The 12,999-nt window shown below is 68.3% G+C and carries 12 protein-coding genes and 1 pseudogene; 4 read left to right on the forward strand and 9 right to left on the reverse strand.

The features are described from left to right. Positions 1–465 (reverse strand): NAD(P)-binding domain-containing protein (locus KBY19_RS19235; protein WP_210966274.1); only part of this gene is annotated, 465 nt, incomplete at its 3' end. A 165-nt stretch (positions 466–630) separates the two neighbouring features. Here KBY19_RS19235 and KBY19_RS19240 point away from each other — a divergent pair. Beyond that, positions 631–2,073 carry an NAD(P)-binding domain-containing protein gene (locus tag KBY19_RS19240; RefSeq protein WP_210966275.1) on the forward strand — a complete coding sequence of 481 codons (1,443 nt, stop codon included), beginning with the start codon at positions 631–633 and terminating at the stop codon, positions 2,071–2,073. A gap of 132 nt (positions 2,074–2,205) precedes the next feature. On the opposite strand, the gene KBY19_RS19245 is transcribed toward KBY19_RS19240, so the two are convergent. Beyond that, entirely contained in the window at positions 2,206–3,234 is a 1,029-nt protein-coding gene (locus KBY19_RS19245) for a sodium:calcium antiporter (RefSeq protein ID WP_210966310.1), read from the reverse strand. Positions 3,235–3,814: 580 nt separating this feature from the next. Between KBY19_RS19245 and KBY19_RS19250 the strand changes: the two genes are divergently transcribed. Then, positions 3,815–4,744, forward strand: a complete 930-nt coding sequence (locus KBY19_RS19250) for an ion transporter (protein ID WP_210966276.1) — start codon at positions 3,815–3,817, stop codon at positions 4,742–4,744. A 42-nt stretch (positions 4,745–4,786) separates the two neighbouring features. Here KBY19_RS19250 and KBY19_RS19255 read toward each other — a convergent pair whose 3' ends face one another. Both KBY19_RS19255 and KBY19_RS19260 read right to left on the reverse strand, forming a co-directional pair. After that, positions 4,787–5,725, reverse strand: a complete 939-nt coding sequence (locus KBY19_RS19255) for a M56 family metallopeptidase (protein WP_210966277.1) — start codon at positions 5,723–5,725, stop codon at positions 4,787–4,789. 3 nt (positions 5,726–5,728) lie between these two features. Beyond that, positions 5,729–6,181, reverse strand: coding sequence for a BlaI/MecI/CopY family transcriptional regulator (locus KBY19_RS19260; protein ID WP_210966278.1), 453 nt, complete (start codon positions 6,179–6,181; stop codon positions 5,729–5,731). Between the two features lie 148 nt (positions 6,182–6,329). Here KBY19_RS19260 and KBY19_RS19265 point away from each other — a divergent pair, with 148 nt between their 5' ends. Continuing rightward, on the forward strand, positions 6,330–7,115 hold the full coding sequence (locus KBY19_RS19265; protein ID WP_210966279.1) for a hypothetical protein: 786 nt from the start codon (positions 6,330–6,332) through the stop codon (positions 7,113–7,115). A gap of 128 nt (positions 7,116–7,243) precedes the next feature. On the opposite strand, the pseudogene KBY19_RS19270 reads toward KBY19_RS19265, so the two are convergent. From KBY19_RS19270 to KBY19_RS19280, 3 genes and pseudogenes are all read right to left on the reverse strand, one after another. After that, a pseudogene (locus tag KBY19_RS19270) lies at positions 7,244–7,962 on the reverse strand (LCP family protein); the annotation flags it as partial. Positions 7,963–8,318: 356 nt separating this feature from the next. After that, positions 8,319–8,774 (reverse strand): tellurite resistance TerB family protein, encoded by a 456-nt coding sequence (locus KBY19_RS19275; RefSeq protein WP_209209560.1) that lies wholly within the window; start codon positions 8,772–8,774, stop codon positions 8,319–8,321. Between the two features lie 290 nt (positions 8,775–9,064). After that, complete coding sequence (locus KBY19_RS19280) at positions 9,065–10,063, reverse strand: sporulation protein (RefSeq protein WP_210966280.1); 999 nt, start codon at positions 10,061–10,063, stop codon at positions 9,065–9,067. Between the two features lie 174 nt (positions 10,064–10,237). Between KBY19_RS19280 and KBY19_RS19285 the strand changes: the two genes are divergently transcribed. Continuing rightward, positions 10,238–10,483: a twin-arginine translocase TatA/TatE family subunit gene (locus KBY19_RS19285; protein WP_209209562.1), complete on the forward strand. Its 246-nt coding sequence runs from the start codon at positions 10,238–10,240 to the stop codon at positions 10,481–10,483. A 37-nt stretch (positions 10,484–10,520) separates the two neighbouring features. Here the strand turns inward: KBY19_RS19285 and KBY19_RS19290 are convergent, their stop codons facing one another. Together KBY19_RS19290 and KBY19_RS19295 are read right to left on the reverse strand one after the other, a co-directional pair. Further along, a complete protein-coding gene (locus KBY19_RS19290) occupies positions 10,521–11,540 on the reverse strand; it encodes a hemolysin family protein (protein WP_210966281.1) in 1,020 nt (339 codons plus the stop codon). Next, positions 11,537–12,889 carry a hemolysin family protein gene (locus KBY19_RS19295; RefSeq protein WP_210966282.1) on the reverse strand — a complete coding sequence of 451 codons (1,353 nt, stop codon included), beginning with the start codon at positions 12,887–12,889 and terminating at the stop codon, positions 11,537–11,539. Before KBY19_RS19295 ends, KBY19_RS19290 begins: the two co-directional genes overlap by 4 nt. Between the last annotated feature and the right edge of the window lie 110 nt (positions 12,890–12,999).

Below are 12,999 nucleotides of genomic sequence, written 5' to 3' on the forward strand. Positions count from 1 at the left end.
GTCGGCAACGTGCAGCAGTTCACCGGTGAAGCTGTCCTGGCCGGGAAGCCGGGGCCGGTGCGGATTGCCGAACGAGCCGCTGGCCGCGACGACGCCGGCCGCACGGAGCACGTCGTCCTGCCCGGTGCGCACCAGGAAGCCGCCGTCGCCGCTCACCGTGACGCTCTCCACGCGGGTGCCGAGCCGGATCTCGGCATCCAGCCCGGCGGCGACCCTCGTCAGGTAGTCGGTCACCTCGTCCCGGTGGGGGTAGTGGTCCCCCTCCCCGGGGAACGGCGTGCCGGGTATCGCGCTGAAGCGGGCCGGCGAGAAGAGCGTGAGGCTGTCGTAGTACCGGGGCCAGGCTCCGGCCGCCCGGTCGGATGCCTCCAGTACGAGAGGTCTGACCCCCTCCGCGAGCAGTGCCTGGGCTGCGGCCAGTCCGGACTGGCCTCCGCCGATCACCGCAACGTCTACATGCTCCATGAACGAACCCCCTGGATTCGACGAACGTCTATGTTGACGCACATCGAATCAGTTGCCATGCTGGCAGCACAAGACATAGACACGCATCGAAACAGGGGGCCGGGGTGGCCGCCGCCCCGCCTCCGTGTCGCCCCCACTCGCCCACACCCTGGAGGAATCCCCGTCATGACCAGCCAGCAGCTTCCTGTCGTGGTGATCGGAGCCGGCCCGGTCGGCCTGGCCGCCGCCGCGCACCTGATCGAGCAGGGCATCGAACCCCTCGTCCTGGAGGCCGGCCCGGTCGCCGGGGCGGCCGTACGCGAGTGGTCCCACGTCAGGCTGTTCTCACCCTGGGGCGAGGTGACCGACCCTGCGGCCGAGAAGCTGCTGGCCCCTACCGGCTGGACCAAGCCCGACGCGGCCGCCTATCCCTCGGGCGGTGACTGGGCGGAGCAGTACCTCCAGCCGCTCGCCGACGCCCTCGGGGAGCGAGTCCGCCTCGCCGCCACGGTCACCGGCGTCTCCCGCGCCGGACGCGACCGCGTCGTGGACGCCGACCGGGAGGCACAGCCCTACGTCGTCCACCTCCGGTACGCCGACGGACGCGAGGAACGCGTCACGGCCCGCGCGGTGATCGACGCCTCCGGCACCTGGAGCACCCCCGGTCCCGCAGGCGGCAGCGGCCTGCCCGCGCTCGGCGAGAAGACAGCGGCCGACCGCATCACCTACCGCGTCCCCGACCTCAACGACCCCGCCGTACGGGCCCGTTACGCGGGCAAGCGCACTGCCGTCATCGGCTCGGGCGCCTCCGCCTTCACGGCCCTCGCCTACCTGGCCGACCTCGCCAGGACGAACGAAGGCGTCGGCACCAAGGCGGTGTGGATCCTGCGCCGGGGCATCTCCGGCTCCACCTTCGGCGGCGGCGAAGCCGACCAACTCCCCGCCCGCGGCGCCCTCGGCCTCGCGGCGAGGGCCGCCGTTGACGGTGGTCACGCCGACGCGGTCACCGGGTTCCGCACCGACGCGATCGAGCAGGACGCCGACGGACGCCCGGTGCTGGTCTCCGAGAACGGGTGCCGCCTCGAACCGGTGGACGAGGTGATCGTGCTCACCGGCTTCCGCCCGGACCTGTCCTTCCTCTCCGAGCTCCGCCTCGGCCTGGACGAGCGCCTCCAGGCACCGGTCGCACTCGCCCCGCTGATCGACCCCAACGTCCACTCCTGTGGCACCGTCTACCCGCACGGCCACCGTGAGTTGTCCCACCCCGAGCAGGGCGTCTACCTGGTCGGCATGAAGTCCTACGGCCGCGCCCCCACCTTCCTGGCGAGGACCGGTTACGAGCAGGTCCGCTCCGTGGCCGCCGCCATCGCCGGCGACCTCGAATCGGCGGACCGCGTCGAACTCACCCTGCCGGAAACCGGCGTGTGCGGCGGCGCCGGACTCTTCGACACCGCCGAATCCGATCCGACCACCGAGGGCGGCTGCTGCGCCCCGACCCCCGAGCCGACCCAACTGGGCGCCCTGGCCCCTGCCCCGGCGCCCGCCCCTGCGCCCGCCCCGGCGCCCGCCCCGGCCCCGTCACGGGCGGCCGTCGCGGAAGCACCGTCAGGCGGATGCTGCAATTCATGACCGACGCCGGAACGTGGGAACCTTGGGGCTCTGCGTCCGGAAGGCCGGACGTGGGTGGCTGAAGACCCAACATGAGCCCAGTAGGAGAGCGCCCCGCTCAGTCAGCTTAGCCGCAACATCATTGGGAGGAATTCAAAAGGCAAGGGTCACAGTCGCAGAGGCATAAATGCCGATCAGCAAAATGCCGTCGAAGCCAAGTCGCCACCAGCCTCGTTGTTGCCGAACGAGTAGACCGCCGAGGAGAACGGTGGTCATCAGCAAGGCGCCTGCGGTGAGGAAGAGTTCGTCGGGGTTGGCGGCATGGTAGAGCGAACCGCCGCGGTAGATGACGTCACCGATGACCAGGTTGAGGGCGTCCAGGCAATTGCCGCCGATGACCGCTGCCACGGCAAGTGTGAGGGCGCCCCGGCGTACGGCGGCGATGGCTGTGACCGTTTCGGGCAGGGCGTTGACGACGCCCATCAGGACAGCACCGATGAACCCCTCCGTGAGCCCGGTACTGGTCACGAAGGTCTCGGCAGCACGCGCGATGGCCCAGCCGCCGCCGACGACGAGCAGGGCGATGACGGCGAACTCACCCCATAGGGTGCCGGTGCGGCGAGCGTCGGCGGCAGCGCTCTCGTCCGGCACGTCCGGGGCGGTGTCCTTGGTCCGCACAGCGACCCACATGGGTCGTGAAAGGGTGCTGATCAGCCGCAGCCCGCCGCCGTAGAAGGCGACCAGGACCACAGATGCCGGGTGTACGTTGAAAAGTGTGACGTCAGGGCTGAAAGCAGCCATGAGAGCGATGCCCAGCAGCCCGATCAGCAAGCAACCGAAGAGCAGGTTGGGTAGTGAGGCTGCGGCGTGTTCGAGATTCACCTTTCGGTATGTCGCATCGGCTGCGGCGATGGCAAGGGTCTGCGCCGCGATACCGCCGACTGCGTTGCTGTACGCGAGTTGTGGATGATTGTCGGCCGCGGTGACGCCGGTCATCACAATCCCGGACAGTGACGTCACCAGCCCGAAGAAGACCGCTCCGAAGATTGCCTCACCCTGCCCGGTCCGGTCGGCCAGTATGTCTCCGAGTGTTGCGAGCCGGATGCTGCCCAGCACGGTGAGTGTTCCTGTGACGAGGAAGAGCGCGATGCTCCAGCTCAGCGGCCACTGGGCCGTCACGATGTAGGACACCTCACGCTCCTCGCAGACAGATCTGATGCCATGTCGCTGTCCTGGTTACCCACCCTGCTCTTCAGGGATCGACCCACCACGAACGTGCTGGGAACTGTCACCTCTTTGGCTCTCGGGAAAGCGGGCCACCGAGGCTGTCGCCTGATGAGCTTCCACAAATTGCGGGGCTGGTTGATGGCGGCGGGAGTCGTGCCGAGCGACTGCAACGATGTCCGGCGCACGGCCGACAAGGTGGAGGGGTTGCTCTCGACGGACGCGACCTCAGCCGTATTCGGTCGGCACTCGTGTCGCGCACGCAGCTCCCGGCCAAGTGCGTGCTGTGAGTATGCGCCGGTGCGGTGTTCGACATGTCCGGCTCGGCGCCGCTTCGGCTGTGTCCAGGGGAAGTCGCGTCGGTGCTTGTTGACGGTGGCAGCTCTGGGGAGGCGGTTGTGCGGTGGTGGAGGGGCCCTGAGGAGGCCAAGCTCTCTTCTACACTGATGTAGACCGATTTGCTTCGTGCGGCTCGCCGGGGTCAGGACATCGGCTGAGGCGGAGCGGGACGAGTCTGCTGGGAGTTCAGAACAGAGTCATGGCGAGTCCGAGCGCTGTCCGCTGTAGCCGGCGAGCCCGTTGGGCAGCTCGTTGTCGCGCGCTCACGGAAGACCGTCGTTTCTCAGTGGCGGTCTTTGTGTTGATCGCAGCGAATGCGGTGGTGCTCGGCGCTGAGACGTATGCCGGAGTGGTGGACCGCTGGCACGGAGCGTTACGGGCGGTCGAGCACGGATTCCTCGCCCTCTTTACCGTGGAGATCCTGCTGCGTGCCGGGGCGCACATGGATCGGCCCAAGGGTTTCTTCCGGGATCCGTGGAATCTCTTCGATCTTGCGGTGGTGCTGTGCGGCTATCTCCCGATCGTGCGGGAGAACGCGACCATCCTCCGGCTGTTGCGACTGTCCCGTGTGTTGCGGGCCGCTCGTTTTCTGCCGCAGCTTCGCATCGTGCTGGTGGCGGTTGCCCGGAGCCTCCCCGGAACTGTGAGCTTCCTGTTGGTCGGTGCGTTGCTGCTGTACCTGTACGCGATGCTGGGCTGGGTCTTCTTCGCCGATGACGACCCCGAGCACTTCGGCTCACTCGGACGAGCTGTCCTCACGCTCTTCTTGCTGATGACGCTGGATGGGCTGGGAGACGCCGTTCGCGGCGGGCTGGAGGTGTCGCGCTGGTCGCTCGGCTATTACGCCTCGTTCGTTCTGCTGGGCTCGTTCGTCTTGGTCAATGTACTGGTCGGAGTGGTGATCAAGTCTCTTGACGAGGCGAGCGAGATGGAGGCCGAGGAGGGCGAAGCGCCCTCGGCGTCACCAACAGGTGGCCACCGCGTGGACATACCGCGGGCCGACGGGGCGGCCATGGCGGAGGTGGCGCGGTTGCGGGCGGATATCGCGGAGATGCGGCGTTCGCTGGACTCTTTGGAGAGCGGTCTGGCCCGGCTTTCGGCAACGGGAGGCAGCCAGGAGCGGGTGTAGAGCTGCAGGCGTTGCCCTGACGCTGGGCACGAACTGTGAAGGTCAGAGCGGTGTGGCTGCCTTGAGGATCAACGCCAGGGTGATGGCGGCGTTTGCGGACGACAGGGCGGAGGCTGCGGCGCCGGCCGCTGCCAGCCAGGTGGCGAACGCGGAGGCGGTGACGGGAGGTCGCCACAAGCGGGCGGTGGGCGCGGGGGCGAGCAGGGCCTGAACGCGGCGAGGCACCTGGCCTGCGGCCGCGAAGGTGAGAACACCACTCAGCGGGCCTGATGCTGCGATGAGTGCGGCCTTGCCCACAGCGCGGGCTGTCAGGCGCCGGTCGCCGACGTACTGTGCCGCCTCTTCGTCGGCCCATCGTTCGACGCCGAATTCGACCGCGGTTCGCAGCGGCCGCAGGAACGGGTGGGCGTTGGCGGACAGCTGCGCGAGCAGCAGGATGCGATGGTGACGGGCGGCCAGGTGCGCCCGCTCGTGAGCGAAGAGCGCGCGTCGTTCGGCGGGCTGCAGGGCGTCGAGCATGCCGGTGGATACGACGATCCGTTTCCGGCTGCGTCGGGTGCCGGGCAGAGCGAAGGCGTAGGGAGCCTTGTCGGGAAGGACCGCGACGGAGGAGTTCCGCACCCCCTCGAGCGCCAGTAAAGCCCTTCGGTGGACGCGCCGGTGGCGGACGAGGGTGCCGCCACACATGGCGAGGAGGGCGGCGAGCGCGGGAATGGAGGCTTGGCCCAGGACCTCGTCGTAGGGGACGGCCTGCCGTACTTCCGGGTCCGACCAGGCATCGGGCAGCGGGTTGCCGGGCAACTGCGCGGTGCCGACGACGACCAGGAGCACGAGGCACAAGGTGCTGCACGCCGCGAGGACCGCGCCGACCGCGGCCAGCAGGAGGGTCGCCGTACGCGGGTGCAGACGTCGCTCCGCGAGCCGGGCCACCGGCCAGGACGTCAGGGGCAGCACGAGGGGGAGGAGGACGAACAGGCCCACGGCTCAGTCGCGCTTCCTTCGGGCGCCGTCCGATCCAGGGCCGGTGCCGCTTCGCTGGGCGCCGTCCGCCGCAGACCTGTTATGGCTTTGGGTCAACAGGTCCCGCAGCAGTTGCTCGTCCTCGCCGGTCAGCCCGGAGACGAAGCGGGTCAGGACGGTTCCCCGGTCGTTCTCCTTGTCGAGGAGCTGGCGCATACGGTTCGCTGCGAGACCCGCCGCATCGGCGGAGGGTGTCCATGCGAAGGAGCGTCCGGCCTTCTCCCGCGTCACCGCGCCCTTGGCGAGCAGGCGGGAGAGGATGGTGATCACGGTGGTGTAGGCGAGGTCGCCACCCAGCCGGTCCCGCACCCATGCGGCGGTCACCGGTTCCTCCGCTTCGTGCAGCGCCGTGAGCACCATGGCTTCGAGCTGCCCCTGCCCGCGCCGTCGCCCCGGTTCCTGCCCTGCTCTGTCCATGGCTCCTCCCTCACTGGCCGGTGACCTACGTTAGCCAATCCGCCGCGTGAGCCGACCTCCATGCAGCCGTGGTTGTCATGCGACACCTCCAGTATCTTCTACATATTTGTAGAAGTTCGCTGTCGGTGTGCGCCTGGAGGGAAGAGTAGTGGGAGCTTTGCCGGTCGGTGACGGGAACGATCCGTCCTTCCGATCCTTCTCACCGCAAGATCTGCGGGAGGTCGAAGAACTGGTCGAGGAGGCCCTGCGCACCGAGCCGTTCCATGACGCTCTCCGCAACTCCCCGGCTGGGACGGCGGAGCGTCTGCGGCAGGCAGCGCGTGACTCCGCCGCCGACCTGGTGCATGTGGTCGCTGAGGAGTACCAGGCACTGAAGCGGGCCCGGGCGATGGTTCGCTCCGACGGGGAACCGTCCCAGCCGGCGTCGGGGCCGGCTCGTGAGCACGGCGGAGGACTGCTTGCTGCCTTCGCGGTCCTCGTTCCCTTGGTCTCCGGTGCGGCAGCTGCGATTTTCCTGCTGCTCGGATACCTGCTGATGCTCTTCGACTCCCAGCAGGATGTCGGCACATCTCTGGTGCTGACCGGCTGGTCGGGCGCCGGCATCGCAGCGGTTACGGGGGCTCTCGGTCTCGGCAGAGTCGTCGTCGCCGCGCGCAGCCATTCTCGGCCCAGCTCCCGGGACGGTTCGCGGCCGGACCAGATAGGGGAGCGCAGGGTGGAGGAGGCGCACGCCGCCTGGCGGACGGCGCTCTTGGAGCGCGCCGTGCTGCCCTGTCTCCGTTCTCGTCTGCTTGAGGAAGGCGGTGAGCACCCGGACCGATCGAACGCGCGGACGGCAGCTCCGCGCTCGTCACCCGGCTTCAGCCCTGGTTACGAAGCGCCTGATTTCGGCAGTTCTGAGTTCGGGGATTCGGCGGGTCCAAGTGCGGAGTGAACCGGTGGAGTCGTCCGGGAGGCGTGTCCGAGGGACTTGCTCTCGGCTGCGTGAGTGTGCGCGGAGCAGACGGGCAGGTGACCAGAGGGTCATTCCCTGCGCCGGCAGCGGCTCAAGCGCACGAGGGCTCACCCATAGGAGAGGTCGTCGCAGGGGTTGTCCGCTGCTGAGCGTCCCTTGTCCTTCTGCTCCTTGCCACCCGCTCCACCGTCGTCCATGGCGCGGTGAGGCTTGTAGTCGGCTCCCAGGGTCACGCGCAGGCCCTGACCTGTGCCCGGCTCTGTTGTCACGTCGGGGAAGAGTTTGGCCAGTTCGGCCGCTCGGGAACGCTCTCCCGGCCCATAGGTGATGACGGTTCCGGTGTGGTTCTGGGTGGCGGCATTCCCGCTGCCGGTCACCGAGAAGTGGTGCTCACGCAGCACATCGGCTGCGGCTGCAGGGAGCCGACGAAAGCCTGCTGGCGCTTGATGCGGCCTATATCGGATCCGTCCCCTATGCCGTGCCGGATACGTACGTAATCCAGCGCCCGCCGGCCGGAGACCGTCTGCTCGCCGGCGTGGAAGAGGAGCTTGCCGCGGGAGCGCCGGTTGGGGTTCAGGCCGTTCTGGTAGACGTCCTTGGGCACACAGACCGGCACGCCGCCGACGGCTTCGGTCACCGCCGAGAAGCCTTTGAAGTCGACGACGACGGTGTGGTCCACCCGCAGCCCGGTCAGGTTCTCGACCGTGTTCTGCGTGCAAGCGGGGTTGCCCTCCTTGGTCTGTCCGACCGAGAAGGCCGCGTTGAACATCGCGTTGTGCCGGGTGCGGGTCCAGTTGCCGTCGGGCAGTTTGCAGGGCGGAACCAAGCAGCACCTGACGTCCGAAGCACCAGGAGGGAAAGCAGTACGACGCCTGCTATCCGGCTCTTTTTGCGCACAGTGTGCTGTCGGTGAACCGCTTTCCCCTTCCCGTCGGGGGCGTCCCCGCTCCGCATGCTGTGTTTCGGCATGTGGGCTCCTGGCCGTGCGTGACCGGCGGTGGGAAGAGGCGGAAGCAAGGCAGAAGGCGGTACGCGGCCTGGCGCGCACCGCCCATCGGTCTCCTGCCGGCCGCCGCGATCGCCTTCGCCTTCCCGAGAGGCAGGGGAGCGGCGGTGGCAGCCGGGGCCGCTGTGTGTGTCCTTGCTGTGTGCGTCCTTGAGGTCAGGGGCGCGTCCTTGCGGTCAGAGGTCGAATTCGTGGGGCGGCAACCCGAGCGCGTAGCACGCTTCGCGGACGACGGCCTGTTCGTCCTTGTCGAAGTCGCCGTCGGCGCCGCCGATGACGATGCCGATCTGGATGACGGCGCGCGCCTCGGCAGCCTTCTTCTTGGCCTTGCCGACCTCCTGCATCACGCTGACCTTGCCGAAGTCGAAGTCGGCGGTCAGCTTGTCGCAGTTGGCCTCGAACCGGGCCTGCAGATCTTCCGCGGGGAAGTTCTGCAGTACCTCGTTGGTCGCGATGAGTTGGGCGACCTTGCGCCTCTCGTCCGGGTCGATGCTGCCGTCGGCCGCGGCGACCAGGGCGCACATCGCCATGCTCGCGTCCCGGAAGGCTCCGCTCTTGAGGTCGTTCTTCTTCGCCTCCAGCTGGCTCTGCATCGTCTGCGCCGATTCCTTGATGCGGTCCCAGAGGGCCATACGAACTCCGTTCTCCCTTGTCGGCCCCGGTCGCCTACAGGCACCGGGGAAGGGAACTCTACAGGCTGTAGAAATTACCAGACCGGGTTCGCGTTCTTCTTCCGAGGCATCGGGGTCCAGGGGCGGTCGAACCGTGCTCAGGGTGCCGAATGCAGAGGGGGACGGTGGGGCGGACGCATCGCGACGGTGGCCGGAAGGCAGAGCGCCTCGCCGACCACCGCTCACCCATCGACCGCCTCCGGTTGCGGGGGCGCCCTCCCGTGCAGGGGTGCGCCGAGTCCCGCCGGTGCTCAGTCCTCTTCTTCCTCCTCGTCATCGTCGTCGAAGACCTCGTCGATGACCTCGGCGGCCACAAAACCCCCGGCCGCGCCGACGGCGACACCGGCCGCCGCGCCGGCGACGACAGCACCGGTGCTCGGACCGGAGCGGTGGTGGCTGCCATGGGAGTCGTCGTGGTGGTGGAATCCATGGCCCTGGTGGGGCGGGTACGGGCCGGCGTGGTCTGCGGCGTAGCCGCCATGGTGCTCGACCATCCGCCGTACCCAGGAGTCGACTTCGGTGTTCCAGTCGAGGTGCTCGACGCGCTCGTGGCTGACGGTGAAGCGGTTGACGGTGTCGTGTCCCTCGGAGAAGAGGCCGCCGCGCTTGTCGGCCTCAAGGACGACCTCCATGTCGCCCGGGGTGGCGAGGAAGGTCACTTCCACCTCGTTGACGGCGTGTGCGTACTGGGGGGCCGGGGAGAGTTCGATCTCCTGGTAGAAGGGCAGCGTCTGTCCTGTGCCGTGGATGTGGCCGAGCTCCAGGTCTGCGGACTTGAAGCCGAATCCGAGCTGCCCCAGGGCTTCCAGTACGGCTTCCTGCGCGGGAAGCGGTGTCACGCGTAGGGAGTCCAGATCGCCCTTGTCCTTGGCTCCCGCCACGGCCAGCTCCGTACGGACGCCGAGAATCACGCCGAGGGCCTGGCCGTGCAGCTCCGTGATCGGTGTCTCCCACGGAAGAGTGACCGTGAACGGCACGCTGCGACGCTCGCCTTCGGTGAGGCGGAATCCGCCGCCGACGGTGAGGCGGTCGAAGGCGATCACGCCTTCGTGCTCCTCGCCACCGTGTTCCGCCTCGACCCGGGCGACGAGTTCGAGAGTGATCTGCTCGATCTCGCAGTCGGCGGAGCCTCCTTCGAGGTGCACCTGGCCGGAGAGCGGGCCGCCCGGCCGTACTGGTCCGTCGTCCAGGACCGTGTCCACCGAGGGGCCGCCCACCCCGAGAGCCCCGAGAAGCCGTTTGAACACCATCGCGGGCGTTCTCCTTCGTATGCCGTGCCAGCGTTTGTGTGCGTGCAGTCCCGCCCCTGTCACGAGGCGTACTTGCCGCAGGCCCTACGCTACGCCAGGCTTCTACAGCGTTGTAGTTTTCAAGTCGCCACCGCTGTCGACGTTTTGCGTCGCCCGGCCCAGGGAGTGGATCACATGTTCGGGTTGAGTGAACTGGCCCTGCTGCTCATCGTCGTTCTGGTGGTGGTCGGGGCGAAGAAGCTGCCGGAACTCGCCCGCTCGGCGGGCAAGGCGGCACGCATCCTCAAGAGCGAGAAGAAGGCGTTGAAGGACGACACACGGCAGCACGACGCGGCTGGAGACCGGGAGCGGCATGGGGCCGCACGCGTCGTCCCCGGCGAGGCCGTCGAGCGTGACACGACCCCACACGAGCGGCCCTGACACCCGACCGTCAACTTGTCCGGAAGACCTCGGCTGCTCAGGAGGCCGCGGGGTGCAGAAGACGGGCGAGTAGATCATCGAGGCTGACCATTCCGGTGAGCCGGCCGGACTCGTCCCGTACGAGGGCCAACGACGCACGCTTGTGCCGTAGTCGCTCGACGGCGTCGGCGACTGTGTCGCTTTCGGAGAGCTCAGGAATGGGCCTGGCCAGGTCGCGTGCCAGGGGCGGACGGTCGCCCGCCCGAGCGACCAGGGCGTCACGAGCGTGGAGGGAGCCCAGAACGGTCTCGCCGTCGCGGACGAGCAGACGTGTGCGGTCGCTGTCGGCTGCTGCTCGCAGGATGCCCTCCAGTCCTGCGTCGGCTGGTACGGAAGCGATGCGTGCGGCGGGAACCTGGAGGCCGGCGACCGGGCTCTGAGGCTCGGTCAGTGACCGGGTGATCAGCCCGGAATCCGTCCTGTTGATGAGCCCCAGCCGCTCGGACTCGGCCACGAGGTGGGCGAGTTGCTCCCGGTTGTGCACGGAGGCCAGCTCTTCGCGCGGCGTCACCCGGCACATGCGCACGAGGCCGTTGCTCATCTTGTTGAACAGCCAGATGAGGGGCCGCACCACTGTGACCAGGCCGCGGAAAGTGGGAGTGAGCAGCATCGCGGACCGCTCGGGATGGGCGATGGCCCAGGACTTGGGAGCCATCTCACCCGCCACCATGTGCAGAAAGACCACCACGGCCATGGCGATGGCGAAGGAGACGCCGTAGCTGATGCCACCGGGCAGCCCCAGCTTGTGCAGCAGGGGGTCGAGTGCGTGGGAGATGGCCGGTTTGGAGACCGAGCCCAGGCCCAGCGTGCACACGGTGATGCCCAGCTGCGCACCGGCGAGCATCAGCGAGAGCTCGCGCATGCCTGCCAGGGCAGCTTTGGCACCACGCCGGCCTTCGGATACGGCCTTCTCGACACGGTGCCGCTTGGCGGCGACGAGGGCGAACTCAGCGGCGACGAAGAAGCCGCTGCCGATCAGCAGCAGGAGCGTGACGAGCACGGCCACGGGGAAGCTCATGCGGAGTCCTCCTTGCCGGGGCGTGCGTCCGCCGGCGGTCGGCCCACGGTTCGTTCCAGCCGGACACGTTCCGGGACGTGCCGGTCGAGGGCCTTGACGTCGATGACCGCGAGGCTCTTGTCCGGCAACTCCAGGGTGATACGGTCACCGATGGTGGGGAACCGGCCGAGGCGGTCGATGACCAGCCCGGCGAGGGTGGAGTAGTCGCTGTCTTCCGGAAGCTCGACTCCTGTGGCATCAGCGACCTCGTCAAGGCGCAGGCCACCGTCGACCAGCCACCCGCCCGCGTCCGCGACAACGGAGGCTCTGACGGTGTCGCTCTCGTCGGCGATGTCGCCGACCAGTTCCTCCGCGATGTCCTCGTAGGTGACCAGCCCCGCTACGCCGCCGTGTTCGTCCAGCACGACAGCGAACTCGTCTCCCCGCTTGCGCATCTGGCCGACAGCCGCAGGGAGGGCCAGGGAGTCGGGAAGAAGCTGCGGGGAACGTGCCAGCGCACCGGCGGTTGTGTGCTCCAGTTGGTCGGCCGACAGCCGCATCAGCTCGCGGACCCCCACAACTCCGACGATGTCGTCGGGGTGGTCGCCGAGCACCGGATAGTTGGAGTGTCCGTGCTGGGCGATCAATGCCACCACTTCGGAAGTGTCGGCGTCCCGGCGTACGAATACGGCATCCGCCCGCGGTACGAGAACCTCGCTCAGGGACCGCTCCGAGAACTCCAGCGCGTGGTCCAGCAGCTCCGCCGTCTGTGCGGGCAGCTCTCCGTGCTGGTGCGACTCACCGATGAGGTGCCCGAGCTCCTCCAGAGTGGCGCCGTGGTGCAGCTCTTCGACCGGCTGAATCCCGACTCTGCGTAGCAGCGCGTTCGCCGCGCTGTCGAAGACACGTACGAGGGGACCGACAATCCTCAGGTAACTCAGCGTGGAGGCCGCCAGCGACTTGGCCAGCCGCTCGGGCACTGCAATGGCGAGGTTCTTCGGCGCCAGCTCACCCAGCACCATCTGCAGCACGGTGGCCAGAACGAAGGCGAGTACAACAGAGATACCCGTCACCGCTTCACCGGACAGGCCGAGGCCCTGCAGCGTGGGCTTGAGCAGTGCCGATACCGAGGGTTCGGCCAGGAAACCGACGACGAGACCGGTCACGGTGATGCCGAGCTGTGCCCCGGAGAGCATGAACGACAGGCGCTCCAGCACCTTCAGCGCCCTGGCAGCCCGCTTGTCGCCTGCCTGAGCCTCGCGAGAAAGAGTGAGCCGGTCAGCCGAGACGTAGGCGAACTCCTGCGCGACGAAATAACCGGTGCCGGCCGTCAGGACGAAGACGGCCAGCAGGCCCAGTGCAGCGTTCACCGGCCACCGTCCGGCCGGGCGGGATGGTCACGTGCGGGGAGGCGGAGAGACCGGGGTCTGTGTCCTGGATGGTCCGTCGGTGTGGCGGACAACGGGCTGGCTCCTCTGAG

It is taken from the genome of Streptomyces sp. B15 (assembly GCF_018070605.1).
GTDB lineage: Bacteria > Actinomycetota > Actinomycetes > Streptomycetales > Streptomycetaceae > Streptomyces > Streptomyces smyrnaeus.

Coding starts and splice junctions, on each gene's coding strand:
- KBY19_RS19250 (WP_210966276.1), top strand. CDS start 3,815: ATGGCGAGTCCGAGCGCTGTCCGCTGTAGCCGGCGAGCCCGTTGGGCA.
- KBY19_RS19260 (WP_210966278.1), bottom strand. CDS start 6,181: ATGGACAGAGCAGGGCAGGAACCGGGGCGACGGCGCGGGCAGGGGCAG.
- KBY19_RS19280 (WP_210966280.1), bottom strand. CDS start 10,063: ATGGTGTTCAAACGGCTTCTCGGGGCTCTCGGGGTGGGCGGCCCCTCG.
- KBY19_RS19290 (WP_210966281.1), bottom strand. CDS start 11,540: ATGAGCTTCCCCGTGGCCGTGCTCGTCACGCTCCTGCTGCTGATCGGC.
- KBY19_RS19285 (WP_209209562.1), top strand. CDS start 10,238: ATGTTCGGGTTGAGTGAACTGGCCCTGCTGCTCATCGTCGTTCTGGTG.
- KBY19_RS19275 (WP_209209560.1), bottom strand. CDS start 8,774: ATGGCCCTCTGGGACCGCATCAAGGAATCGGCGCAGACGATGCAGAGC.
- KBY19_RS19240 (WP_210966275.1), top strand. CDS start 631: ATGACCAGCCAGCAGCTTCCTGTCGTGGTGATCGGAGCCGGCCCGGTC.